Consider the following 22,435-nt stretch of genomic DNA (forward strand, 5'->3'; position numbering starts at 1 on the left):
AACCTGAAGGCGGCGCGCGAGGCCGGCCTCGCCCGGCTGATCCTCGCCGCCGATTACGACAGCTATCAGGCCATGCCGGAAAACCAGAGGCGCCAGAACGATCTCGTGGTGGTCAAGCCGTAGCCACCCGCCCGGCACTGAACTGGCCCGCCTGCCGGAGCTTCGGCAGGCGGGCCACACCTGCCCGCACCACCGGCAGCCGGCGCCGCACGCCCACGCAGAAGGGCCGGAAAAGGTGGCGCTTTTTCTTTGAGCATGCGCCCTGGGGGTCTGGTGCCTGTTCGGCGGCCGAGACCGAAGCCCGTTCCGGGCGGCCTGATCGCAACCTGCAGGCCGCGATGATCGGCCATGTCGTTGATCCCGACCCACTCCGTTACAACAGCCGTGACCTTCGCCCGTTTCCCCCAGACCGCGACCTGGCGGGCGCGGATGATCGCGCTTTCGGATGCAGCGCCCCTGTCTGGGGAATTGAGGACCCCGTGCCCCCGCGCATCCCCAGCCTGAGATCGGCGCAGCGGCCAACGGCTTCGCCTGCATGACGTCGATGGATCACGCCGCGCCGGCAGATTGGGCGGCACACTGACCGAGGTCGTGCCGGAACCGGCGGGAAGCTGGTCGCGAAGATCCCCCCTGCCGACGATGCGATCCCAAAAACATGCGTGATCGCGTTGCCTCTGCGGAAAGGGATGGCCCTTCGAATCCGGTAAATGGAAGGCTGTCACGATCGATGCGAGCAGGCGAATGCCAAGCGTTTCGAGGAAGGCTGCGCAAATCCCTGACAGCGCATCGCACCGGCCCGAGCCGGCGGGTGAAAAAGGAGCGTAGCAGGCTGATCGGGCGAAGGAAGAGGATGAACCCTCGAACGTCACGCGCTTGTCGATGCGCAGGGCCTCGATCCTCCGCGATGACAAGCTGCCCTCTCTGACCAGCCTGTCCCAGGTCGACCGAGTGCCGGCGCAGTGAAGCCATGGCGCTGAATGGTAGAGATGCCCTTGAAAGACAAACGACAAGCAAGCCTGTCAGACCCGGCAAGGCCCCAGCAAACGTCTCAACAGGATCGAGACATGTCCGGCAGGACCAAGGACTGACCGCATCGCCCTCGCCGCAACCGCCCTGTCCGGATTTTGAATCTGACCTCCTGAGGTCCGAGCTCTGCCGGCTTGAGCCCGTCGCCGGATTGCGGGTCGGCATCTGACACTTGTGGCAGCCCCCTGACCTGTCGGCATCACACTCGTCTTGAAAGGCTGATCGCGGCCTTTGCCGGACCACACACCGGACGGAGGACAGTCCATGGCCGCCTCATCGCCAGGGACGGCCCGGGAGAACGGTCAGGGACCAGCTTCCGCCAGCCGTGTCCGAAGCCGCCGGGCGGCCTCATGCAGCACGTTGATCCGGTAGAGGCTCAACTCGTCAGGTTCCTGGCCGAGATTCAATTCGATATCCGCAAGGGCGACATCGGCAGAAACCTCGCGTTCCAGAATCCATGCGATGGTTTCGTCGGGCAGTTCCTCTACTCTGGTCATTCCGAACCTCCTGTCCTGACCGGCGCCGTGGATGCCGGGACAGAGATATTACGACAAAGTTAATCGTTTTTTTCAAGAATGAACCGTTCCCCCTGCGGAGAACCAGTTGCCAAATTTGACCCGGGAACGAGAAGAAAATCCCTGCCCGCCGCAAGGACTGCCCGGCAATGTGACGCGGACCTGCCGGCGCCTGCGGCACCATGCGATGCGTCTTGGAGGGAAATGGTAGCGGAGGAGGGATTTGAACCCCCGACACAAGGATTATGATTCCTCTGCTCTAACCAGCTGAGCTACTCCGCCACGGGTGCGTGCGATTTACGGTGAGCGGCGGGGAGCGTCAAGGGGCCGAAAGCAGCTTTGTCAAAGTTTTTGGCCCGGATCGAAAATCGCTCCCCGTCCGGCACCAGGCCCCCCGCCACGCGACCAGGGTCCAGCCTGCGGACGTGCCGCGCCGCTTCGGCGCGAACCTCCCAGAAGGAAAAGGACAGGGGCCCGATGCGGCCGGCTCGTCAGACCGAGATGCCGTTGCGCCCGGCCAGATCGGTGAAGAACTGCCAGGCCACCCGGCCCGAGCGCGCGCCGCGCGTCGCCTGCCACTCGATCGCCTCGGCGCGCAGCTGCTCTTCGGGGACCTGCAGGCCGTAGGCATCGCAATAGCCGCGCACCATGGCCAGATATTCGTCCTGCGAGCAGGGATGAAAACCCAGCCACAGCCCGAACCGGTCCGAAAGCGAGACCTTCTCCTCGACCGCCTCGCCGGGATGGATCGCGGTCGAACGCTCGTTGTCGATCATGTCGCGCGGCATCAGGTGGCGCCGGTTCGAGGTGGCGTAAAGGATCACGTTGGCGGGACGGCCCGAAATGCCGCCGTCCAGCACCGCCTTGAGCGACTTGTATTGCGTGTCGTCATGGCTGAAGGACAGGTCGTCCGAAAACAGCACGAAGCGCCGGTCCCGGGCCCTGCCCAGGATCGCCAGCAGCCGGCCGACCGAACCCAGATCCTCGCGCGCGATCTCGACCAGCACCAGGGGCAGGCCCTGACGCACCGCCTCGGCATGCACCGCCTTGACGAGCGAGCTCTTGCCCATGCCGCGCGAACCCCAGAGCAGGGCGTTGTTGGCCGCATGGCCGCGGGCGAATTGCAGCGTATTGGCCAGAAGCGTGTCGCGCGCCCTGTCGATGCCGATCAACTGCACCAGATCGACGCGGTTGACCTCGGCCACGGGCTCCAACCGGTCGGGATCGGGATGCCAGACATAGGCTGTGGCCTCGGTAAAGCTCGGCTCGGGGGCGGGCGGCGGCGAAAGGCGCTCCAGCGCCTCGGCCACGCGCAGCAGGGCTTGTTCAGACATCGGCTTGCCGTTCCTCCAGTTCGCGCTTCTTCTCGATCCGGCGCACGAGGAAGATCGACGCCTCGTAAAGCCCATAGATCACCGTGAACAGCACGATCTGGCTGATGACATCGGGCGGCGTCACCATGGCGGCCAGCACCAGGATCACCACGACGGCATAGCGCCGCACGCTCGCCAGCCCCTCCGAAGACACCAGCCCCGCCTTGCCCATCAGCGTCAGCGCCACCGGCAGCTGGAAGGACAGGCCGAAGGCCAGGATGAACTTGGTGGTCAGCGTCAGGTATTCCTCGACCGAGCCCTGGAAGACGATGCCGGCCCAGGGTTCCTTGGCCGAGGCCACCGCTCCGGCCGCCTGGGTGGCCGCCGCGGCAGGATCGTCGGGCAGCGCCAGCGGCCCCTGCTGGAAGCCCAGGAAGAAATCGAAGGCCCAGGGCAGGATGATGTAATAGGCGAAAGCCGCACCGATCAGGAACATCACCGGCGAAGCGACCAGGAAGGGCAGCAGAGCGTTCTTTTCGCTGCGATAGAGCCCCGGTGCCACGAACCGCCACAGCTGGTAGCCGACCACGGGAAAGGCCAGCACGAAACCGCCGAAAAAGGCGATGCGCATGGCGACGAAGAACCCTTCCTGCAGCTTCAGCAGGATCAGCCCGCAGGTCTGGTCACGCTTTTCCAGCGCCTGGCAGATCGGCTGGGTCAGAAAGTCGAAGATCGGGTTCCAGATGAAATAGCACGCCACCATCGCCACGACGAAAGCCAGCACGGACCAGATCAGCCGCGTTCGCAGCTCTGCCAGATGCTCGATCAGCGGTGCGGAAGTGTCGTCGATATCGTCCGGCTTGGCTGATTTCATCGCCACGGAGCGGCCTCTTCTGTCAATCGTGTCAAGCGCGGTCCGAGCGGCGCACGGCATGCAGGCGTCGGCGGCCCTCAGCGGTGTCCAGCGCCTCATCCGTCGCAACCGCCGGCGCCGCGATGCCCGGCGCGGGCGGCAAAGGGGCGGGCGTGGCGCTGTCATTGGCCGTGGGCCGCGGCGGCAGCGGGGCCGAAGGATCTGGCAGGGGCGCCGCCTTGCGGCCGGCTTCCTGCTTGGGGTTCAGCGGGTCCCATTTCTCGAACCGCTCGGTGGCGCGCTCCAGCGCGTCAAGGCCAAGCGTGCGTTTCGAACTCAGCGCGTTCACGTCCTTCAGCGTCTTGGCCGCATCGTCGAGGCCCGAGGATTTCGCCGCATCCTCCATCGCGCTGCTGAACTCGCGCGCCATGGACCGGGCGCGCGCCGTGATCCGCCCCAGGCTGTGGAACAGCTTGGGCAGGTCCTCCGGGCCGAGGACGATCAGCGCCACGACGCCGATCAGCAGCAGCTCGCTCCAGCCGATATCCAACATGAGCGCCGGACCCGGGGGATCAGAGCTTGGTGGTGTCGGTCGGCGTCACGTCGCGCAGCGTGCTGTCGGCAGTGGCGCGGGCGCGCTCGGCCTCCAGCTTGGCGCGTTCTGCCGCGATCTCGGCGCGGGCGCGCTCGATATCGTCGGTGGTCTTCAGCTGCTCCAGTTCCTTGGGCTCGCTGCGGGCGGCAGCGTCGATATCCTCGCTGCCCTCCTTGACGCCTTTCTTGAAGGCGGTGATCCCCTTGCCGACCTCGCCCATCAGGGACGAGACCTTGCCGCGCCCGAAAAGAACCAGAACGACGATTGCGATCAGCAATAGCGCCATGGGTGAAGGTGCGTGCATCTGTTTACCTCCGTGGCCGGGCCCCCTTGGGCCCTGCGGTGCCTCTATTCGTTCCGATATAGGTCGGGATCGGCTGTTTCGAAACCCCCAAACGCGTGATCGGACGGTTTGACGCGCGGCCCCGCTTCCCCCTCCGAAGGTTCCGCGCAATACTGCCGGCCATGGAAAGCACACAGATCATCAGCGCCTTCGTCACGCTTTTCGTGGTCATCGACCCGGTGGGGCTGGCGCCGCTCTTCATCGCGCTGACCCGCGGCATGTCGCCGCAAAGGCGGCGGCGAATCGGCTGGCGGGCGCTGGCCATCGCCGCGGCGCTGATGACGCTCTTCGGCCTGGCGGGCGAGGCGATCCTGGCCGGGATCGGCATCTCGCTTTCCTCCTTCCGCATCGCGGGCGGGCTGCTTCTGTTCCTGACCGCGCTCGACATGCTCTTCGAGCGCCGCACCGAGCGGCGCGAGGGCCAGGCCAGGGACGACGACGACGACCCTTCGGTCTTTCCGCTGGCGACGCCGCTCCTGGCCGGGCCCGGGGCGCTGGCCTCGATGATCCTGCTGGTCGGCCAGGACGCCAGCCCCGGCCACACGCTGATGATCCATCTGGTGATGCTGGCGGTGCTGGGGATCGCCGCGGCGCTTTTCGCCATGGCCGGGCCGATCGCCCATGTGCTGGGCCGCACCGGCACCATGGTGGTCACGCGGCTCTTCGGCATGCTGCTCGCGGCGCTGTCGATCCAGTTCGTGATCGACGGGCTCAAGGGCTCGGGGCTGGTGTGATGGGCGAGGAATTCGGCCGGCTCGCCTATCTCGTGCTGCTGCTGATCGCGATCGGCGGCTTCCTGCTGGTCGAGCTGCGCAACCGCCCGGGCAAGACCCTGCGGCAGGCGGCGGCCTGGGGGCTGATCTTCCTCGGCGCCGTGGCCCTGGCCGGGCTCTGGGACGACATCCGCGGCGCGGTCTCGCCCCAGGCGCGCATGCTCGAAGGCGGCCGGATCGAGGTCCCGCTGGGCAATGACGGCCATTACCACCTGACGGCCGAGGTGAACGGCACGCCGGTGCGCTTCGTCATCGATACCGGCGCCAGCACCATCGCGCTGGGACCGAGGGACGCGGCCCGGGTCGGCATCGATCCCGACAGCCTCGCCTATGCCGGCCAGGCGCGCACCGCCAACGGCATCGTCCAGACCGCGACCGTCCTGCTCGATACGGTCGCCATCGGCGAGATCCGCGACAGCCGCGTCCCGGCGGTGGTGCTGCGCGCCGACCTCAGCCAGTCGCTGATGGGCATGTCCTACCTGTCACGCTTCGCCCGCGTCAGCATCGAGGCCAACCGCCTCATCCTCGAACGCTGACCCGCTTCTTTCTTGCCCAAATATCCCGGGGGGAGCGCGCCCTGCGCCCCGCCAAGGGGTGCAGGGCGCGCGGGGGGCAGAGCCCCCGACGCCCCGCGCTACTGCCTGCGTTCCCAGCGCCCCCCCGCCTCGGACCAGTATTCCGCCGCCACGCCTTCGGCCGTCAGCGCCCGCCATTGCGCACGGGCGCGTTCCAGCGCCTCGGGGTCGTTGCCGTCGAACAGGATGCAGGCCCGCTCCAGCGCCCCGCATTCCGCGGCCGAGACCTCGGCGCCCTCCAGCGCGATCAGGCAGCGCGCCGCATTCGCCGCCGCCTGGCCCTCGACCGTCAGCAGCACCGGCTGGCGGGCATCATGCGGTCCGCCGGCCAGGCCGTGCGGCAGGAAGCCCTCGCCCAGCCACAGCCTCTCGTCCAGCGCCACCTGACGCGCCCGGTCCCTGCCCCGCAGCTCGACCCGCCAGCCCGCCTGCAGGCTCTTGCCGATCAGCATCGGCAAGAGCTGCCCGGGACCCGAGCGGGTCAGGTGATAGAACAGGGCCGAACCCATCAGCCCTGCTTCTCGAAACGGTCGCGCACCAGCCGGTCCAGCGTCATCACGCCCCAGCCCGAGGCCCCCTTGGGCGCCAGCGCGGTCTCGGCAGGCGGCAGGGCCACGCCGGCGATGTCCAGATGCACCCAGGGCACGTCCTCGCGCACGAACCGCCGCAGGAACTGCGCGGCGGTGATCGAGCCCGCCGGCCGGCCGCCGGTATTCTTGACGTCGGCCAGCCGCGAATCGATCAGCTTGTCGTAGCCCGGTCCCAGCGGCAGGCGCCAGGCGCCCTCGCCCTCGGCCCTGGCGGCGTTCAGCACCTGCGTGGCGAAGGCGTCGTCGTTCGAGAACACCCCGGCATTCTCATGCCCCAGCGCGATGATCACCGCCCCGGTCAGGGTCGCCAGATCGACGACGGCGGCGGGCTTGAAGCGTTCCTGCGCATACCAGAGCACGTCGGCCAGCACGAGCCGGCCCTCGGCATCGGTGTTGACGACCTCGATCGTGTCGCCCTTCATCGAGCGCACGATGTCGCCCGGACGCTGGGCACGGCCGTCGGGCATGTTCTCGACCAGCCCGACCAGCCCCACCACATTCGCCCTGGCGCGGCGCAGCGCCAGCGCCCGCATGACGCCGGCGACCACGCCCGCGCCGCCCATGTCCATGGTCATCTCCTCCATGCCGGCGGCCGGCTTGATCGAGATGCCGCCGGTGTCGAAGACCACGCCCTTGCCGACCAGCGCCAGCGGCGCGGCCTCGCCGCCGCCGTTCCAGCGCATGACCACCACCTTGGACGGGCTTTCCGAGCCCTGCCCCACGGCCAGCAGCGCCCGCATGCCCAGCCTGGCCAGCTCGTCCTCCTCCAGCACCTCGACCTCGAGCCCCAGCTCGCGCATGGCCAGCAGGCGGTCGGCGAAATCGCTGGTGGTCAGCACGTTCGCGGGCTCGTTCACCAGATCGCGGGTGAAGAACACGCCCTCGGCCACGGCGGCGCCGTCGGCCGCGGCGCGCCCCAGCGCCTCGGGGTCCTTGTGCATGAAGATCACCCGGCCGCGCAGCGTCCCGGCCGGGGCCGCGTCGGCCACAGGCCCGGGCCCGCCGGCGGCATCGGACAGCCGCGCATCCTCGGCCGCGCCGGTGCGGCTGGTGCTGGCGGCGGGCTCGGCGGGCGCTTCGCCCTCGGGGGCGGCGCCATCCCCGATCTTCCTGGTCTTGTAGGCCGAGAAGTCATAGGCCCTGAGCGCCAGCCCCAGCGCCACCTCGGCGGCGCGGGCATGGTTGCCGGCCAGGACCAGGGTCTCGGCCTTGCCCAGCTTCGCGCCGATGCTGGCGCCCGCGGCCCGGGCCGTCGCCACATCCGCATTGGCGGGCAGCAGGACGAGCTGCAGCGCCTCGGCCTTCAGCCCGGCGGGAAAGGCCAGCTCCAGCGCCTTGCCGGGCTTGACCGCCTTCCACGCCTCCGAGGCGAAGGCCCGCGCCAGCGCCTCGCGCGTGGCGCGCGGCAGGCCGCCCGGCAGCCGCCCGGCCTTCGGCACCAGAATGGCGACGCGGCCGGGCCGCTCGGCCAGCCCCGCGGCATCCATCGCCGTGAAGGAAATTTCGACCGGGTGAGTCATGGTCCTGCCCTCTTGCGTTGCTCCATCTCGGCGGAAACTAGTCACGCGCGGGCGACTTGACCAGAGCCGGGGCTTTCCCAACGCCCGCGCAGCGGCTAATCAGACGGGGTCCGAGCCCGCGAAAGCCCCCATGCCCCGCATCGACCGCTACATCCTGTCGCAATTCCTGACCCTGTTCGGGTTCTTTGCGCTGGTGCTGGTGTCGGTCTACTGGATCAACCGCGCCGTCTCGCTGTTCGAGCAGCTGATCTCGGACGGGCAGACCGCGCTGGTGGTGCTGGAATTCACCGCGCTGACCCTGCCCTTGGTGATCTCGGTCGTGCTGCCCATCGCAGCCTTCGCGGCCAGCGCCTACGGCACCAACCGGCTGGCCTCGGAATCCGAGCTGGTGGCGATGCAGGCGACCGGAATCTCGCCCTGGCGGCTGGCGCGGCCGGTGCTGGTCTTCGGCGTGCTGGTCGGGCTGATGGTGGCGCTGCTGGTGCATTCGCTGGTGCCCATGGCGCGGGGACGGCTGGCCGACCGCCAGGCCGAGATCGCGCAGAACGTCACCGCGCAATTCCTCCGCGCCGGCGCCTTCCAATACCCGGTGCAGGGCGTGACGCTTTACATCCGCGACATCGCGGCGGACGGGCGGCTGGTGGACTTCTTCCTTGAGGACGCCCGCGACCCGGGCAACCAGACCACCTATACCGCGACCGAGGCGCTGCTGGTCCGGACCGAGGCGGGCCCGCGCCTGGTGATGATGCAGGGCATGGTGCAGAACCTGCGCCATTCCGGCGACCGGCAAAGCCTGTCGGTGACGCGGTTTTCCGAGCTGGCCTACGACCTCGGCACGCTGATCGACACCGGGTCGAGCCGCCTGCGCGACCTGCGCGCCTATTCGACCCTGCGGCTGCTGGACCCCGATCCCGAGCTGCTGGCCGCGACCGGCGCCACCCCCGACAAGGCGCTGGCCGAGGCGCATGAGCGGCTGGCCAAGCCGTTCCAGGCGCCGGTCGCGGCGCTGCTGGGCTTTGCCATGCTGCTTCTGGGCGGGTTCAGCCGCTTCGGCGTCTGGCGGCAGGTGATCTGGGCGGTGATCGCCCTGATCGTGGTGCAGTTCCTGGGCACGGCGGCCGAGAACCAGGTGGCCGGCAATGCCGCGCGCTGGCCGCTGATCTATGTCTCGCCGCTGGTGGGCGCGGCGATCTGCGCCGCGGTTCTGTGGCTGGCCGCGCGGCCGCGGCGCCTGCGCGGCGGGGCGAAGGCGGCGGCGGCAAAAGGGGGGCCGGCATGATCCTTTCGACCTATGTCGCGCGGCGCTTCCTGCGCATGCTGGTGATGATCGCCGCGATCTTCGGCGCCATCCTGTTCCTGATCGACATCGTCGAGCAGATCCGCCGCTTCTCGGACGAGAATATCGGGCTTTCCGGCGCGGCGGGCCTGTCGCTGCTGAACATCACCGCCAGCTTCTATTCCATCCTGCCGCTGATCACGGTGCTGGCGGGGATCGCGCTGTTCCTGAACCTGTCGCGCAGCTCCGAACTGGTGGCGATCCGCGCTTCGGGGCGCTCGGGCATCCGGGTGCTCTGCGCGCCGGCGGTCACGGCGGCGCTGGCGGGGATGCTGGCGGTGGCGGTGCTGAACCCGGTGGTGGCGGCGACCACGAAACGCTATGACGACGCGGTGGCGCGCATGCGCAGCGGCGAGGACCAGACCGTCAGCGTCGGCGACAACGCGGTCTGGCTGCGCCAGGCCCTGCCCGCGCGCGACGCGAACGGGGCCGAGACCTCGGGCCAGGTGGTGATCCGCGCCGGCCGCGCCAGCCCCGATGCGACGACGCTTTACGACGCCACCTTCATGGTCTTTTCGCCCGAGACCGGCCCGACCCGGCGCATCGACGCGGCCCGCGCCCGGCTGACCCAGGGCGCCTGGGAGCTGACCGACACCAAGGAATGGCCGCTGACCCAGCCCAATCCCGAGGCCATGGCCCGCACCGCGCCGCGGCTGGAACTGCCGACCGACCTGACCGCCGCCCGCATCCGCGACAGTTTCGGCCGGCCCGAGGCGATTCCGGTCTGGCAATTGCCGGCCTTCATCCAGGGGCTGGAGCGGGCGGGCTTCTCGGCCCAGCGGCACAAGGTCTGGTTCCAGATGGAACTGGCCCGGCCGCTGCTGCTGGCGGCCATGGTGGCCATCGCGGCGGTCTTCACCATGCGCCACATGCGCGGGCGACGGATGGGGCTGCTGGTGCTGGGCGCCTTCGGCTGCGGCATCGGCCTGTTCTTCCTGCGCAACCTGGCGCAGGTGCTGGGCGACAATGGCGGCATCCCGCCGGCCCTGGCCGGCTGGGCGCCGCCCGTCGCGGCGCTGCTCTTTGCGCTGGGGGCACTCTTGCGGCTGGAGGACGGATGATGACGCGCAGGCACAAGACCCGGCTGGGCGCAGGGACGGCGCGCGCCGCGCTGCTGGCGGCGGCCCTGCCCGGCTTGGCGCTGGCCCAGAGCCTGACGCCCGAGGGCCAGACCCTGCCGGTCTACGGCCCGACCGACCCGTTCCTGCAGGACCCGGCCGGCCCCGCCCTGGCCCCGACCGAGGACCCCGGCGCCGTGACCCGCTTTGCCGACGGGACCGAGGCCTCGCATACCCCCAGCGTCGCCAGCCGGCCCGGCACGGTGCGCATCGCCGGCAGCGGCGAGGAAGCCCAGGGCAGCCCGGCGACGCTGCTGGCCGACGAGGTCACGCTGGGCGCCGACGACAAGCTGACCGCCCGGGGCGGCGTGGTGATCTGGTATCGCGGCGCGCGGCTGATCGCCTCGCGCGTGGTCTATGACAACCGGACCGGCGCGGCCGAGATCGAGGGGCCGATCCACCTGACCGAGCCGGCCCGCGCCGGCACGCCGCAGGAAACCATCCTGATCGCCGACAGCGCGCAGCTGGACCCGAACATGCAGGACGGCATCCTGCGCGGCGCCCGGCTGGTGCTGGCGCGCGAGATGCAGATGGCGGCGCGCGAGATGCGCCGCAGCCAGAACGGCGCCGTCACCCGGCTGGACAACGTGGTCGCCTCAAGCTGCCAGATCTGCGCCGAGGACCCGATCCCGCTGTGGGAAATCCGCGCCCGCGCCATCACCCACGACGCCCGCACCCGCAAGCTGCATTTCGACCGCCCGCAGCTGCGCGCGCTTGGCCTGCCCGTCGCCAGCCTGCCCTGGCTGACCGCGCCCGATCCCAGCGTCGAGCGTATGACCGGCTTTCTGCAGCCGCAGTTCCGCACCACCTCGGGGCTGGGCTTCGGGGTCAAGCTGCCCTATTTCGTGACGCTGGGCGACCATGCCGACATCACGCTGACGCCCTATGTCGCCGCCTCGCGCACCAGCACGCTGGAACTGCGCTATCGCCAGGCCTTCAGCAACGGCGCGATGGAATGGAATGGCGCCATCTCGCGCGACGACATCGAGGAGGGCGAGACCCGCGGCTATCTGTTCGGCGGCGCCCGCTTCGAGCTGCCGCGCGGCTATATGCTGGGCCTGCAGATCCAGATGGCCAGCAACCGCGCCTATCTGCTGGATTACGACATTTCCGAGGCAGACCGGCTGTGGAGCGGCCTGACCCTGGACCGCGTGCGCCGCGACCGCATGGTCATGGCGCGGATCGGCAATTACGAATCGCTGCGCGACGACGAACCCGAGGCCTCCACCCCCTCGATCGTGGCCGACGCGCTCTGGAAGCGGCGCTGGACGCCGGACCGGATCGGCGGCATCGCCAGCCTGGAATGGTCGCTGCATGCGCATCACCGCTCGTCCGGCGAGGACGTGCTGGGCCGCGACATGGCGCGCGGCTCGGTGGCCCTGGGCTGGCATCGCAGCGAGATCCTGCGCGGCGGCCTCGTCGGCACCGTCGAGGGCCATGTGAACGCCGACATCTACCGCATCAACCAGGACAGCGACTACGAGGACTGGGTGGCCCGCGCCGATCCGACGCTGGCGGCCGAGCTGCGCTGGCCGCTTGCCCGGTATTCGGGCAGCGTGACGCATATCCTGGAGCCGGTGGCGCAGCTGGTCTGGTCGCCCGAACGCTCGCGCGAGGACGACGTGCCCAACGAGGACAGCCGCCTGATCGAGTTCGACGAGGGCAACCTGTTCTCGCTGAACCGCTTTCCGGGCTGGGACGCACGCGAATCCGGCTTTCGCGCCAATCTGGGCGTCAGCTGGACGCGGATCGACCCGGCCGGCTGGTCGCTCGGCCTGACCGCGGGGCGCGTGTTCCGCACCGAACCCGACCCGGCCTTTGCCCAGGCCGGCCCGGACGGCCCGGCCTTCACCGGGCCGCAGGGCAAGAAACGCTCGGACTGGCTGCTGTCGACCACCTATCAGGGCGCGAACGGGCTGGCGCTGGTCAACCGGGCGCTGTTCGACGACAGCCTGACCATCAGCCGCAACGAGCTGCGGCTGGGATGGTTCAGGCCGGGGCTTCAGGTCTCGGCGGGCTATCTCTGGCTGGACGCGGACGAGAACGAGAATCGCGCCCAGGATGTTTCGGAACTGACCATGGCCGGCGGCTGGCAGGTCGCCCGCGGATGGTGGGCCACGACCGAGACGCGCTACGACTTCACCGCCGACCGGGCGCAGAAGGCGCAGATGGGTCTGGAATACCGCAACGAATGCGTGACCGTCGAGATGTCGGTCGAGCGGCGCTTCACCTCCTCGGAGGAGGTGCGGCCGGACACCCGCTTCGATCTGGGCATCCGGCTGGGCGGCTTTGGCCAGCAGAAGCCGGGTCCGGGAACGGTGGCGCGCCGCGCCTGCCTGCGCTAATGTCCGGCAAAACCATGCGGCGAGGGAGCTGATGCGGCGAATTCTTCTGGGGGCGGCCATGGCCGCGATGCTGGCGGCAAGCGGGGTTTCCCCGGCCTTTGCGCAGGGCAATCCGTTCCAGCCGCTGGTCTATGTCAACGATTCGGCCGTCACCCGCTACGAGCTGGACCAGCGGATGCGCTTCATGCAGCTGCTGCGGGCGCCGGACGCCGACCGGGCCTCGGCCGAGCAGGCGCTGATCGACGACCGGCTGCGGATCTTTGCCGCCCGCCAGCTGGGCATCACCGCCAGCGACGAGCAGATCGACGCCGGCCTCGCCGAATTCGCCGGCCGCGCCAATATGGGCGTCGAGGAATTCGTGCGCGCGCTCGGCCAGGCCGGGGTCGAACGCCAGGCCTTCCGCGATTTCGTCGCCGCCGGCGTGGTCTGGCGCGACGTGGTGCGCCAGCGCGTCGTGCCGCAGGTCCAGGTCGATGATGCCGAGATCGAACAGGAGATGCAGCGCGCGCTGGAGACGCCGCGCGTCACCCATGTCGCCCTGTCCGAACTGATCATCCCCGCCCCGTCCGGCCAGGAAGAGCAGGCCATGGACCTTGCGGAATCGGTGGTGCAGAACGTGCGCTCGGAGGCGGATTTCGCCGCCGCGGCGCGGCGCCATTCCGCGACGCCCTCGGCCCCCGAGGGCGGGCGCCTGCCCTGGACGCCGCTGGCCAACCTGCCGCCCTCGCTGCGGCAGATCATCCTGTCGATGCAGCCGGGCCAGATCAGCCAGCCGCTGAGCGTGCCGGGCGCGGTGGTGCTGTTCTATCTGCGCGACACCCGCGGCACGCTGCGCCCCGGCGCCACAGACCAGGTTCTGGATTTCCTGCGCCTGCGCCTGGCGAGCGCCGAGGAGGCGAACCGCATCGCGGCACTTTCCGATACCTGCGCCGATGTGTTCGTCCATGCCCGCGGCCTGCCGCCCGAGCAGATCCAGCGCCAGACCCTGCCGCAGGGCCAGATCCCGACCGGCGACGCCCTGCGCCTGGCGGTGCTGGACGACAACGAATCCACCGTCATCAATCAGGGCGGCGCGGTCGAGCTGTTGATGCTGTGCAAGCGCCGGCCCGCGCTGCTGGCGGCGGGGGCGCAGGAGGCGGCGGTGCCGGTGACCGCCGAGGAAGAGGGCGCCGCGGCGCCCGGGCCCGACGCGCTGCCCGACCGCGAGGAAGTGCGCAACGTCATCTTCAACCGCAAGGTCGGCCAGGCGGCGGAAAACTATCTGGCCGAGTTGCGGGCCAATGCGATCATCCGCCGGCCGTGAGCCCGGTCGAGGCCGGGGGCGCTTCGCCCCCCGGACCCCCAGAGGGTATTTGGGAAACAGAGAAAATGACTGAAGCCCGGCCGATCATTCTGACCTGCGGCGAGCCTGCGGGCGTCGGGCCGGAGCTGGCCCCCAAGGCGCTGGCCTCGGGCGTGCCCTTCCTGTTTCTGGGCGATCCGCGGCATCTGCCGGAAGGCACCGCCTGGGCCGAGGTCGAGGCGCCGGGCGAGCCGGTGCCGCCGGGCATGCTGGGGGTGCTGCGGCATGATTTCCCGGCCCCGGCCCGACCCGGCCGGCCCGATCCCGCCAATGCGCCCGCGGTCGTCGAGGTCATCGCCCGCGCCGTGGATCTGGCCATGTCCGGCGCCGCCGGCGGCATCTGCACCCTGCCGATCAACAAGGAGGCGCTGAAGCGCGGCGCCGGTTTCGGCTTTCCCGGCCATACCGAATATCTGGCGCATCTGGCCGGCGACGTGCCGGTGGCGATGATGCTGGCCTCGACCTCGGTCGAGCCGGCCTGCCGGGTGGTGCCGGTGACCATCCACATCCCGCTGTCCGAGGTGCCGTTGGCGCTGACGCCCCTGCGACTGGAGCAGGCCGTCCGCATCACCGATGCCGCGATGCGGCGCGACTTCGGCCTGGCGCGGCCGCGTCTGGCCATCGCCGGGCTGAACCCCCATGCCGGCGAGAACGGCGTCATGGGCGACGAGGAGGCGCGCTGGATGGTCCCGCTGATCGAGCGGCTGCGCCGGGAAGGGTTCGACCTGCGCGGCCCGCTGCCGGCCGATACCATGTTCCATCCGGCGGCCCGGGCGCGATACGACGCGGCGCTGTGCGCCTATCACGACCAGGCGCTGATCCCGATCAAGACGCTGGATTTCGCCGGCGGGGTGAACGTGACGCTGGGCCTGCCCTTCGTGCGCACCTCTCCCGATCACGGCACTGCCTTCGACATCGCCGGCCAGGGAATCGCCGATGCGCAGAGCGTCATTGCGGCGCTGCGCATGGCGCATGAGATGGCGGCGCGGCGATGAGCGCCATCGACGGGCTGCCGCCGCTGCGCGAGGTGATCGCGCGGCACGATCTGCGGGCGAAGAAGCAATTGGGGCAGAACTTCCTGCTGGACCTGAACCTGACCGCCAAGATCGCGCGCGCCGCGGGCGACCTGACGGCCTGCGACGTGATCGAGGTCGGGCCGGGGCCGGGCGGGCTGACGCGCGGGCTGCTGGCCGAGGGCGCGCGCCATGTTCTGGCCATCGAAAAGGATGCCCGCGCCCTGCCCGCCCTGGCCGAGATCGCCGCCGCCTATCCCGGCCGGCTGGAGGTAATCCATGGCGACGCGCTGGAGGTCGATCCCCTGGCGCATCTGTCGCCGCCGATCCGCATCGTGGCGAACCTGCCCTATAACGTCGGCACCGAATTACTGATCCGCTGGCTGACGCCGCCGGCATGGCCGCCCTTCTGGCAGTCGCTGACGCTGATGTTCCAGAAGGAGGTGGCCGAGCGCATCGTGGCCCGGCCGGGCGGCAAGGCCTATGGCCGGCTGGCGGTGCTGGCGCAATGGCGGACCGAGGCGCGGATCGTCATGGCCCTGCCGCCCGAAGCCTTCGTGCCGGCACCCAAGGTGCATTCGGCGGTGGTGCAGCTGACCGCCCTGCCCGAGCCGCGCTTCCCGGCCGATCCGGCGGTGCTGAATCGCGTCGTGGCGGCCGGATTCAACCAGCGCCGCAAGATGCTGCGCGCCTCGCTGAAGGGGCTGCATCCGCGCATCGAGGAGCTGCTGGTCGAAGCCGGCATCGCCCCCACCGCCCGGGCCGAGGAGATCGGCCTGGAACGGTTCTGCGCGCTGGCGCGGGGCCTGGCCGCCGCGCCGCGCTGAACTCAATCGCCCGAGGCGCCTTCCGGCTGGCTCTTGGCAGCCTTGGCGCCGCCCCGGCCCGAGGATTTCGCGGCCGCGGTCTTGCCGCCCTCTTCGGCCGGCTTCTTGCGGCTGCGCGGCGCGGCGGTCGTGCTGCGGCTGCGACGGCGCGGGGCCGGTTCGGCGGCGGGCTCTCCGGGGGTTGCCGCGGGCTCTTCCGGGGCCGCGGCAGGCTCGGCCGGAACATCGGCAGGCGCAGCGGCAGTTTCCGGGGTCTCGACCGGGCCGGCGGCATCCTCGTCCGAGGCGATCGCCGGGGGCAGGCCGGGCTGGGCCGCTGCGGGGCGCTCTTCCGCCCGGGGCGCGGGCTGGCGCTCGTCGCGACGGTCGTCGCGGCGTTCCTCGCGCCGGTCCTGGCGGTCCTGGTCGCGACGATCCTGACGGTCCTGGCGATCCTGATGGTGGCGGTGGCCGTTATGGCCGTTGCCGTTCTCGGCCGCAGCGGCCTGACCGCCGGTCTCGGAATCGTCGTCGCGGCTCTGGTGCTGCTGGCTCTGGCGCTCGGCCTGCTCGCGCTGCGCCTCGCCCAGCATCCGGGTGTAGTGTTCTGCGTGCTGAAGGAAGCTCTGCTCCGCCACGCGGTCGTTGGAGAGCTGGGCGTCGCGGGCGAGAGTGAGGTATTTCTCGATGATCTGCTGGGGCGTGCCGCGCACCTTGCCCTCGGGACCCGAGGAATCGAAGACGCGGTTGACGATATTGCCCAGCGAACGCTGTCGGTTCGACTTGTTACGCGAACGGGATTTGGATGATCTCATCAGCTTGTTGTCAGTTTATGTCCGGCAAAGGCCGGCTGAGGTTGGGGTCATTCTAAGGCGGGCGTCAGCGCAGGTGCGGCGTTTTGCTCCGGCTCCCGCGTCACCAGTGAAAGGCTGGGTATCTGAGTGTGACTGACCCGTGCGTGGGCGGTGCGCCCCCGTCACAATTGCGAATAAACACGCCGCAGCGTCGCTTACAAGCGAAAATTTTGTCGAATCCCGCGAAAAACGCGGAAGTTTGCCGGATCAGCGCGGCTTTCTGGCGGCCACGACCCGGTCGCGCCCGTCCAGATCGGGCAGGATGCGGGCTTCGGTCAGCCCGGCCTCGCGCATCAGCGCGGCCACGGCGGCGCCCTGGGTCGGGCCGATCTCGACCAGCAGGCGGCCGCCGGGCGACAGATGCGCAGGCGCGCCGGCGGCAATGGCGCGATAGGCGGAAAGGCCGTCCGCCTCGTCGGTCAGGGCCTTGCGCGGCTCCCATTCCCGGACCTCGGGGGACAGATCCGCCATTTCGTCCAGCGCGATATAGGGCGGGTTCGAGACGATCAGGTCGAACTCTCCGCTGACCGAGGCGAACCAGTCCGATTCCAGGAAATCCGCGCAAACCCCAAGCTTGGCGGCATTTTCCTGCGCCAACTCCAAGGCGGCAGGCGAGATGTCGGTGCCCAGTCCGCGCGCGCCCGGCCGCTCGGCCAGAAGCGAGATCAGGATCGCGCCGGTGCCGGTGCCGAGGTCCAGCACCGAGGCGAAGGGCTCGGCCAGCGCCGCCTCGACCAGCGCCTCGGTCTCGGGCCGCGGGTCGAGCGTGTCGCGGGTCACGCGGAACTCGTGCTTCCAGAAGGCGCGGCGGCCGAGGATCTGGCTGACCGGCTGACGGGCGGCGCGCGCGGCAAGAGCTGCGTCGAAACGTCGCAGCGCCTCGGGCGGCAGGGGCGCGGCCAGCGCGGCAGCCAGGTGGCGGCGCGGCAGTTCGAGGGCATGGGCCAGCAGCAGCCGGGCATCATCGGCGGCCGCCGGAACCCCGGCTGCGGCGAGTCGGGCGGCACCCTGCCGCAGCGCCTCGGCCCCGGTCATGGAATCACGCGCCCTGCGCGGCCAGCCGCGCCGCCTGGTCATGGGCGGCCAGCGCATCGACGATCTCGGCCAGATCGCCCTGCATGATGCGGTCGAGCGCATAGAGCGTCAGCCCGATGCGGTGATCGGTCATCCGGCCCTGCGGGAAATTGTAGGTGCGGATGCGTTCGGACCGGTCGCCCGAACCGACCTGCGACTTGCGGTCGGCGGCGCGTTCCGCATCGGCGCGCGAGCGTTCGATGTCATAGAGGCGGGCGCGCAGCACCGCCATGGCATTGGCGCGGTTCTGATGCTGGGACTTCTCGCTGCTGGTCACCACGATCCCGGTCGGCAGATGGGTGATGCGCACCGCCGAATCGGTGGTGTTGACATGCTGGCCGCCGGCGCCGCTGGCACGCATGGTGTCGATGCGGATGTCGCCGGCGGGGATGTCGATATCCACCTCCTCGGCCTCGGGCAGCACGGCGACGGTGGCGGCGCTGGTGTGGATGCGGCCACCCGATTCCGTCTCGGGGACGCGCTGGACCCGGTGGACGCCGGATTCGTATTTCAGCTTGGCGAATACGCCCTCGCCCTCGATCCGGGCCACGGCCTCGCGCACGCCGCCGAGGTCGGATTCGGCCAGTTCCAGCAGCTGGAACTGCCAGCCTTGCGCCTCGGCGAAGCGGCGATACATGGCGAGCAGGTCGCCGGCGAACAGCGCCGCCTCTTCGCCGCCGGTGCCGGGGCGGATCTCCAGGATCGCGGGCCGGGCATCGGCGGCGTCGCGCGGCAGAAGCGCGATGCGCAGCGCATGTTCCAGCCCGGGCAGCGCGGCGCGCAGCCGGGCCAGCTCGTCCTCGGCCAGCTCGCGCATCTCGGGATCGGCGAGCATGGCCTCGGCCTCCCGGATGCCGGCCGCGGCATCGCGCCATTCCGCGATCTGCGCCACGACCGGCTTCAGCTCGGCATATTCGCGGCTGATCGCAGCGATCTCCTCGGCTGCGGGGCCGGCATTCAGCCGCGCCTCGAGATATTCGAAACGCTCGACGATCTGGGTAAGGCGGTCTTCCGGAAGCATTTGATGCAATTAGCCGTTGCGCCAACGCCCGGCAAGGCGGAACCTCGGCGCGATCTGACCCAGATCAAAGCGCGGCGTGCCGCCAGGGTGCAAAGTCTGCCCACACGCGCCGAACCAAGCCAAGAAGGAGGCATAACGTGAAACTCGTCCCCCTGCTGACAGCGACGAGTCTCGCCCTGTCCGCTCTGCCGGCCATGGCGCAGACCGCAGCCATCGACAGCAGCGCCCTGCGCGAAGAAGCCAAGGGCGTGTTCGAGGCGATTCCGGAAAAACTGACAGCCATCAAGCAGACCGAGGACAATCCCGAAGGCGTCGCCCTGACGGCGGAAAAGATCGAGCTGGGCAAGGCCCTGTTCTTCGATCCGCGCATGTCGCGCTCGGGCCTGATCTCGTGCCAGACCTGCCATAACGTCGGTCTGGGCGGCGTGGACGGCCTGCCGACCTCGGTCGGGCACGGCTGGCAGAAGGGACCGCGCAACGCGCCCACCATGCTGAACGCGATCTTCAACGCCGCGCAGTTCTGGGACGGCCGCGCGCCCGACTTGGCCGAGCAGGCGAAGGGACCGGTCCAGGCCAGCGTCGAGATGAGCAATACCCCCGACGAGCTGGTCAAGACCATCGCCTCGATGCCCGAATATGTCGAGGCGTTCCAGAATGCCTTCCCGGGCGACGATCCGGTCAACTTCGACAACTTCGCCGCCGCGATCGAGCAGTTCGAGGCCACGCTGATCACGCCGAACAGCCCCTTCGACCGCTTCCTGGCCGGTGACGATTCGGCGATGAGCGAGCAGCAGATGCGCGGCTTGCAGGCCTTCATGGAGACCGGCTGCACCGCCTGCCATTACGGCATCAACCTGGGCGGTCAGGATTACTACCCCTTCGGCCTGGTCGCCAAGCCTGGCGCCGAGATCCTGCCCGCCGGCGATACCGGCCGGTTCGAGGTCACCAATACGGTTGACGACGAATACGTGTTCCGCGCCGCGCCGCTGCGCAACGTCGCGCTGACCGCACCCTACTTCCATTCGGGCGTGGTCTGGGACCTGCGCGAGGCGGTGCAGATCATGTCCTCGTCGCAGCTGGGCACCGAGCTGAACGAGGCGCAGGTGGACGACATCGTCGCCTTCCTCGGCGCCGTCACCGGCGAGCAACCCCTGATCGAGCATCCGATCCTGCCGGTGCGCACCCAGGAAACGCCGCTGCCCGCGCCGATGTAGGCCCGAGCGGCTGGAAAAACGGAAAAAAAGGGGCCCGGCGGGCCCCTTTTGCTTGCGATCCCGCGGCGGCTCAGCCGGCCTTGACGGCCTCGACGGTGATCTTGATCTCGACCTCGTCCTCCACCGCCGGAGCGAACTTGCCCAGGTTGAACTCGGAACGCTTGATCTCGGCCTCGGCGTCGAAGCCGGCGGCTTCCTTGCCGGTCATCGGATGGGCGGCGATCTGGTTCAGGTCGACATCCAGCACGACCTGTTTCGTCACCCCGTTCAGGGTCAGATCGCCGGTGACCTTCGCCTCCTTGTCGCCATCGGGCTCGACCTTGGTGGACTTGAAGGTCGCGACCGCCTGGGCCGCGTCGGTGTTGAAGAAATCCGGGCCGAACAGATGCTTGTCCAGCTCTTCCGAGACGGTGCGCAGGCCGGACAGCGGAATGCTCGCCTCGACGCTGGAATTCGCCGGGTTTTCGGCATCAAGGGTCAGCGTACCGGTCACGCCGTTGATGATGCCGGTGCTGGTCGAAAAGCCCATGTGGTTGTATTCGAAAACCACCTGGCTGTGCGAGGGGTCGAAATCATAGACCACGGGCTCGGCCATGGCGGCGGTGGCGCCAAGCAGCGTGATTGCGGCGACAGGGGCGAGGATGGATTTCATGCTGAACTCCCGATGAAAAGGTCATGCGCGTTCTGCCAGAAAATGCCCCAGCATCAACAAGGGTTTCCGACAAGTTTCCTGACATTTTCGTGTTTCGCCGCAGCGCGGAAACTGTATCGCCGCCAGGGCGACTGTCAGGGAGTTTCCGGGGTTTTCCCTTGCATTCCCCGGCACGGCCGCTATAAGGCCGCATCCTTCCGCAAATGCGAAACCGGCGCAGCCTCTCGTGGCGGGGCGCGGAAGGGCTGTCCCGCCGTTGAAGTGCGCCCCGAAAAAAGGTGCAGACATGCCGCTTTATGAGCATGTGCTGATCGCCCGTCAGGACCTGTCGAACACGCAGGCCGAAGGGCTGATCGAACATTTCTCGACCGTGATCGCCGACAATGGCGGCAAGGTCGTGGACAACGAATACTGGGGTGTGCGCACCCTCGCCTACAAGATCAACAAGAACCGCAAGGGCCATTATGCCTTCCTGCGTTCGGACGCCCCCTCGGCCGCCGTGCAGGAGATGGAGCGCCTTGCCCGCCTGCATGACGACGTCATGCGCGTGCTGACCGTCCGCGTGGACGAGCACAAGGACGGCCCCTCGGTCCAGATGCAGAAGCGCGATGAGCGCGAGCGCGGGGATCGTGGCGACCGCGGCGAACGCCGCGAACGCCGCGACCGCGACGACCGGAACTAAGGGAAAGGAACCAGGATCATGGCCAACAAACCCTTCTTCCGCCGCCGCAAGGTCTGCCCCTTCTCGGGCGACAACGCCCCCGCCATCGACTACAAGGACACGCGCCTGCTGCAACGCTATATCAGCGAACGCGGCAAGATCGTGCCCTCGCGCATCACCGCCGTCTCGGCCAAGAAGCAGCGTGAACTCGCGCGCGCCATCAAGCGCGCCCGTTTCCTCGCCCTGCTTCCCTATGCCGTGAAGTAAGGAGAGACGATCATGCAAGTCATCCTGCTGGAACGTGTGGCCAAGCTGGGCCAGATGGGCGAGGTCGTGAAGGTCAAGGACGGTTTCGCGCGCAACTACCTCTTGCCGCAGGGCAAGGCGCTGCGCGCCTCGGACGCCAACGTCAAGGCCTTCGAAGAGCGCAAGGCCGAACTCGCCGCCCGCAACGACGAGAGCCGCGCCGAGGCCGAGAAGATCGCCGCGAAGCTCGACGGCCAGGCCTTCGTCATCATCCGCTCGGCTTCGGATGCCGGCGCGCTCTACGGCTCGGTCACCCCGCGTGACGCCGCGGATGTCGCCAATGCCGAAGGCTTCGCGATCGAGCGCCGTCAGGTCGTCCTGACCGCCCCGATCAAGGAGCTGGGCCTGCACGAGGTCCGCGTGCACCTGCACCCGGAAGTCGACGTGACCATCAAGCTGAACGTCGCCCGCTCGGCCGAAGAGGCCGAACTGCAGGCTTCGGGCAAGTCGATCCAGGAACTGGCCGCCGAAGAGGAAGCCGCCGCGGAATTCGAGATCGCCGAGCTCTTCGACGACATCGGCTCGGCCGGCCGCGACGAGGACGAAGCCGCGAACTGATCGCGCCTTCGCCGGAACAGGAAAAACGCGCC

General features: G+C 69.2%; 23 protein-coding genes and 1 tRNA gene. 12 read left to right on the top strand and 12 right to left on the bottom strand.

What is annotated here, in order from left to right; translation table 11 throughout:
- Positions 1-1,328: 1,328 nt before the first annotated feature.
- The 6 genes from L632_RS0114880 to L632_RS0114905 form a co-directional block, all read right to left on the bottom strand.
- On the bottom strand, positions 1,329-1,523 hold the full coding sequence (locus tag L632_RS0114880) for a hypothetical protein (protein WP_028717067.1): 195 nt from the start codon (positions 1,521-1,523) through the stop codon (positions 1,329-1,331).
- 223 nt (positions 1,524-1,746) lie between these two features.
- Positions 1,747-1,823, bottom strand: a tRNA-Met gene (locus tag L632_RS0114885).
- A 209-nt stretch (positions 1,824-2,032) separates the two neighbouring features.
- Positions 2,033-2,875, bottom strand: a complete 843-nt coding sequence (locus tag L632_RS0114890; RefSeq protein ID WP_028714318.1) for an ATP-binding protein — start codon at positions 2,873-2,875, stop codon at positions 2,033-2,035.
- Positions 2,868-3,728, bottom strand: coding sequence for a twin-arginine translocase subunit TatC (tatC, locus tag L632_RS0114895; RefSeq protein WP_028714319.1), 861 nt, complete (start codon positions 3,726-3,728; stop codon positions 2,868-2,870). The genes L632_RS0114890 and tatC overlap by 8 nt, the downstream gene beginning before the upstream one ends.
- 31 nt (positions 3,729-3,759) lie before the next feature.
- Positions 3,760-4,260 carry a Sec-independent protein translocase protein TatB gene (gene tatB / locus L632_RS0114900; RefSeq protein WP_028714320.1) on the bottom strand — a complete coding sequence of 167 codons (501 nt, stop codon included), beginning with the start codon at positions 4,258-4,260 and terminating at the stop codon, positions 3,760-3,762.
- A 19-nt stretch (positions 4,261-4,279) separates the two neighbouring features.
- Positions 4,280-4,606 carry a twin-arginine translocase TatA/TatE family subunit gene (locus L632_RS0114905; protein ID WP_028714321.1) on the bottom strand — a complete coding sequence of 109 codons (327 nt, stop codon included), beginning with the start codon at positions 4,604-4,606 and terminating at the stop codon, positions 4,280-4,282.
- A 161-nt stretch (positions 4,607-4,767) separates the two neighbouring features.
- Between L632_RS0114905 and L632_RS0114910 the strand changes: the two genes are divergently transcribed.
- Both L632_RS0114910 and L632_RS0114915 read left to right on the top strand, forming a co-directional pair.
- Entirely contained in the window at positions 4,768-5,379 is a 612-nt protein-coding gene (locus tag L632_RS0114910) for a MarC family protein (RefSeq protein WP_028717068.1), read from the top strand.
- The gene (locus L632_RS0114915; RefSeq protein WP_028714323.1) at positions 5,379-5,954 is read left to right on the top strand and encodes a TIGR02281 family clan AA aspartic protease; all 576 of its coding nucleotides are present in this window, start codon (positions 5,379-5,381) and stop codon (positions 5,952-5,954) included. Before L632_RS0114910 ends, L632_RS0114915 begins: the two co-directional genes overlap by 1 nt.
- A 98-nt stretch (positions 5,955-6,052) precedes the next feature.
- Here L632_RS0114915 and L632_RS0114920 read toward each other — a convergent pair whose 3' ends face one another.
- Together L632_RS0114920 and L632_RS0114925 are read right to left on the bottom strand one after the other, a co-directional pair.
- Complete coding sequence (locus tag L632_RS0114920; protein WP_028714324.1) at positions 6,053-6,502, bottom strand: DNA polymerase III subunit chi; 450 nt, start codon at positions 6,500-6,502, stop codon at positions 6,053-6,055.
- Positions 6,502-8,103: a leucyl aminopeptidase gene (locus L632_RS0114925; protein WP_028717069.1), complete on the bottom strand. Its 1,602-nt coding sequence runs from the start codon at positions 8,101-8,103 to the stop codon at positions 6,502-6,504. The genes L632_RS0114920 and L632_RS0114925 overlap by 1 nt, the downstream gene beginning before the upstream one ends.
- Positions 8,104-8,233: 130 nt before the next feature.
- On the opposite strand from L632_RS0114925, the gene lptF reads away from it, so the two are divergent.
- From lptF to rsmA, 6 genes are all read left to right on the top strand, one after another.
- Entirely contained in the window at positions 8,234-9,382 is a 1,149-nt protein-coding gene (lptF, locus tag L632_RS0114930) for an LPS export ABC transporter permease LptF (protein WP_028714326.1), read from the top strand.
- The gene (gene lptG / locus L632_RS0114935; protein WP_028714327.1) at positions 9,379-10,500 is read left to right on the top strand and encodes an LPS export ABC transporter permease LptG; all 1,122 of its coding nucleotides are present in this window, start codon (positions 9,379-9,381) and stop codon (positions 10,498-10,500) included. Before lptF ends, lptG begins: the two co-directional genes overlap by 4 nt.
- The gene (locus tag L632_RS0114940; protein ID WP_232220985.1) at positions 10,497-12,902 is read left to right on the top strand and encodes an LPS-assembly protein LptD; all 2,406 of its coding nucleotides are present in this window, start codon (positions 10,497-10,499) and stop codon (positions 12,900-12,902) included. The genes lptG and L632_RS0114940 overlap by 4 nt, the downstream gene beginning before the upstream one ends.
- Positions 12,847-14,205 carry a peptidylprolyl isomerase gene (locus L632_RS0114945; RefSeq protein ID WP_256380443.1) on the top strand — a complete coding sequence of 453 codons (1,359 nt, stop codon included), beginning with the start codon at positions 12,847-12,849 and terminating at the stop codon, positions 14,203-14,205. The genes L632_RS0114940 and L632_RS0114945 overlap by 56 nt, the downstream gene beginning before the upstream one ends.
- Positions 14,206-14,270: 65 nt before the next feature.
- On the top strand, positions 14,271-15,239 hold the full coding sequence (pdxA, locus tag L632_RS0114950) for a 4-hydroxythreonine-4-phosphate dehydrogenase PdxA (protein ID WP_028714330.1): 969 nt from the start codon (positions 14,271-14,273) through the stop codon (positions 15,237-15,239).
- Positions 15,236-16,084, top strand: coding sequence for a 16S rRNA (adenine(1518)-N(6)/adenine(1519)-N(6))-dimethyltransferase RsmA (rsmA, locus tag L632_RS0114955; RefSeq protein WP_028714331.1), 849 nt, complete (start codon positions 15,236-15,238; stop codon positions 16,082-16,084). Before pdxA ends, rsmA begins: the two co-directional genes overlap by 4 nt.
- A 2-nt stretch (positions 16,085-16,086) precedes the next feature.
- On the opposite strand, the gene L632_RS0114960 is transcribed toward rsmA, so the two are convergent.
- The 3 genes from L632_RS0114960 to prfA all read right to left on the bottom strand — a co-directional run bounded on the left by L632_RS0114960 (position 16,087) and on the right by prfA (position 19,012).
- Entirely contained in the window at positions 16,087-16,878 is a 792-nt protein-coding gene (locus tag L632_RS0114960; protein WP_028714332.1) for a DUF4167 domain-containing protein, read from the bottom strand.
- A 246-nt stretch (positions 16,879-17,124) separates the two neighbouring features.
- Positions 17,125-17,952, bottom strand: a complete 828-nt coding sequence (gene prmC / locus L632_RS0114965; protein WP_028717070.1) for a peptide chain release factor N(5)-glutamine methyltransferase — start codon at positions 17,950-17,952, stop codon at positions 17,125-17,127.
- Positions 17,953-17,956: 4 nt separating this feature from the next.
- Positions 17,957-19,012: a peptide chain release factor 1 gene (prfA, locus tag L632_RS0114970; RefSeq protein ID WP_028714334.1), complete on the bottom strand. Its 1,056-nt coding sequence runs from the start codon at positions 19,010-19,012 to the stop codon at positions 17,957-17,959.
- Between the two features lie 137 nt (positions 19,013-19,149).
- Between prfA and L632_RS0114975 the strand changes: the two genes are divergently transcribed.
- Positions 19,150-20,226 (top strand): cytochrome-c peroxidase, encoded by a 1,077-nt coding sequence (locus tag L632_RS0114975; RefSeq protein ID WP_028717071.1) that lies wholly within the window; start codon positions 19,150-19,152, stop codon positions 20,224-20,226.
- A gap of 70 nt (positions 20,227-20,296) precedes the next feature.
- On the opposite strand, the gene L632_RS0114980 is transcribed toward L632_RS0114975, so the two are convergent.
- The gene (locus tag L632_RS0114980; RefSeq protein ID WP_028714336.1) at positions 20,297-20,878 is read right to left on the bottom strand and encodes a YceI family protein; all 582 of its coding nucleotides are present in this window, start codon (positions 20,876-20,878) and stop codon (positions 20,297-20,299) included.
- Positions 20,879-21,164: 286 nt separating this feature from the next.
- Between L632_RS0114980 and rpsF the strand changes: the two genes are divergently transcribed.
- From rpsF to rplI, 3 genes are read left to right on the top strand one after another with little or no spacing between them, the layout of a single operon-like run.
- Positions 21,165-21,560, top strand: a complete 396-nt coding sequence (gene rpsF / locus L632_RS0114985) for a 30S ribosomal protein S6 (protein ID WP_028714337.1) — start codon at positions 21,165-21,167, stop codon at positions 21,558-21,560.
- A gap of 18 nt (positions 21,561-21,578) precedes the next feature.
- Positions 21,579-21,806: a 30S ribosomal protein S18 gene (gene rpsR / locus L632_RS0114990; RefSeq protein ID WP_011747229.1), complete on the top strand. Its 228-nt coding sequence runs from the start codon at positions 21,579-21,581 to the stop codon at positions 21,804-21,806.
- Between the two features lie 12 nt (positions 21,807-21,818).
- On the top strand, positions 21,819-22,403 hold the full coding sequence (gene rplI, locus L632_RS0114995) for a 50S ribosomal protein L9 (RefSeq protein ID WP_028714338.1): 585 nt from the start codon (positions 21,819-21,821) through the stop codon (positions 22,401-22,403).
- Positions 22,404-22,435 lie beyond the last annotated feature (32 nt).

Source organism: Paracoccus sp. J39 (genome assembly GCF_000518925.1).
GTDB lineage: Bacteria > Pseudomonadota > Alphaproteobacteria > Rhodobacterales > Rhodobacteraceae > Paracoccus.

What these genes read in the sequence shown, in the direction of transcription:
- L632_RS0114880 (WP_028717067.1), bottom strand. Translation starts at nt 1,523, where the DNA reads ATGACCAGAGTAGAGGAACTGCCCGACGAAACCATCGCATGGATTCTG.
- L632_RS0114890 (WP_028714318.1), bottom strand. Translation starts at nt 2,875, where the DNA reads ATGTCTGAACAAGCCCTGCTGCGCGTGGCCGAGGCGCTGGAGCGCCTT.
- tatC (WP_028714319.1), bottom strand. Translation starts at nt 3,728, where the DNA reads ATGAAATCAGCCAAGCCGGACGATATCGACGACACTTCCGCACCGCTG.
- tatB (WP_028714320.1), bottom strand. Translation starts at nt 4,260, where the DNA reads ATGTTGGATATCGGCTGGAGCGAGCTGCTGCTGATCGGCGTCGTGGCG.
- L632_RS0114905 (WP_028714321.1), bottom strand. Translation starts at nt 4,606, where the DNA reads ATGCACGCACCTTCACCCATGGCGCTATTGCTGATCGCAATCGTCGTT.
- L632_RS0114910 (WP_028717068.1), top strand. Translation starts at nt 4,768, where the DNA reads ATGGAAAGCACACAGATCATCAGCGCCTTCGTCACGCTTTTCGTGGTC.
- L632_RS0114915 (WP_028714323.1), top strand. Translation starts at nt 5,379, where the DNA reads ATGGGCGAGGAATTCGGCCGGCTCGCCTATCTCGTGCTGCTGCTGATC.
- L632_RS0114920 (WP_028714324.1), bottom strand. Translation starts at nt 6,502, where the DNA reads ATGGGTTCGGCCCTGTTCTATCACCTGACCCGCTCGGGTCCCGGGCAG.
- L632_RS0114925 (WP_028717069.1), bottom strand. Translation starts at nt 8,103, where the DNA reads ATGACTCACCCGGTCGAAATTTCCTTCACGGCGATGGATGCCGCGGGG.
- lptF (WP_028714326.1), top strand. Translation starts at nt 8,234, where the DNA reads ATGCCCCGCATCGACCGCTACATCCTGTCGCAATTCCTGACCCTGTTC.
- lptG (WP_028714327.1), top strand. Translation starts at nt 9,379, where the DNA reads ATGATCCTTTCGACCTATGTCGCGCGGCGCTTCCTGCGCATGCTGGTG.
- L632_RS0114940 (WP_232220985.1), top strand. Translation starts at nt 10,497, where the DNA reads ATGATGACGCGCAGGCACAAGACCCGGCTGGGCGCAGGGACGGCGCGC.
- pdxA (WP_028714330.1), top strand. Translation starts at nt 14,271, where the DNA reads ATGACTGAAGCCCGGCCGATCATTCTGACCTGCGGCGAGCCTGCGGGC.
- rsmA (WP_028714331.1), top strand. Translation starts at nt 15,236, where the DNA reads ATGAGCGCCATCGACGGGCTGCCGCCGCTGCGCGAGGTGATCGCGCGG.
- L632_RS0114960 (WP_028714332.1), bottom strand. Translation starts at nt 16,878, where the DNA reads ATGAGATCATCCAAATCCCGTTCGCGTAACAAGTCGAACCGACAGCGT.
- prmC (WP_028717070.1), bottom strand. Translation starts at nt 17,952, where the DNA reads ATGACCGGGGCCGAGGCGCTGCGGCAGGGTGCCGCCCGACTCGCCGCA.
- prfA (WP_028714334.1), bottom strand. Translation starts at nt 19,012, where the DNA reads ATGCTTCCGGAAGACCGCCTTACCCAGATCGTCGAGCGTTTCGAATAT.
- L632_RS0114980 (WP_028714336.1), bottom strand. Translation starts at nt 20,878, where the DNA reads ATGAAATCCATCCTCGCCCCTGTCGCCGCAATCACGCTGCTTGGCGCC.
- rpsF (WP_028714337.1), top strand. Translation starts at nt 21,165, where the DNA reads ATGCCGCTTTATGAGCATGTGCTGATCGCCCGTCAGGACCTGTCGAAC.
- rpsR (WP_011747229.1), top strand. Translation starts at nt 21,579, where the DNA reads ATGGCCAACAAACCCTTCTTCCGCCGCCGCAAGGTCTGCCCCTTCTCG.
- rplI (WP_028714338.1), top strand. Translation starts at nt 21,819, where the DNA reads ATGCAAGTCATCCTGCTGGAACGTGTGGCCAAGCTGGGCCAGATGGGC.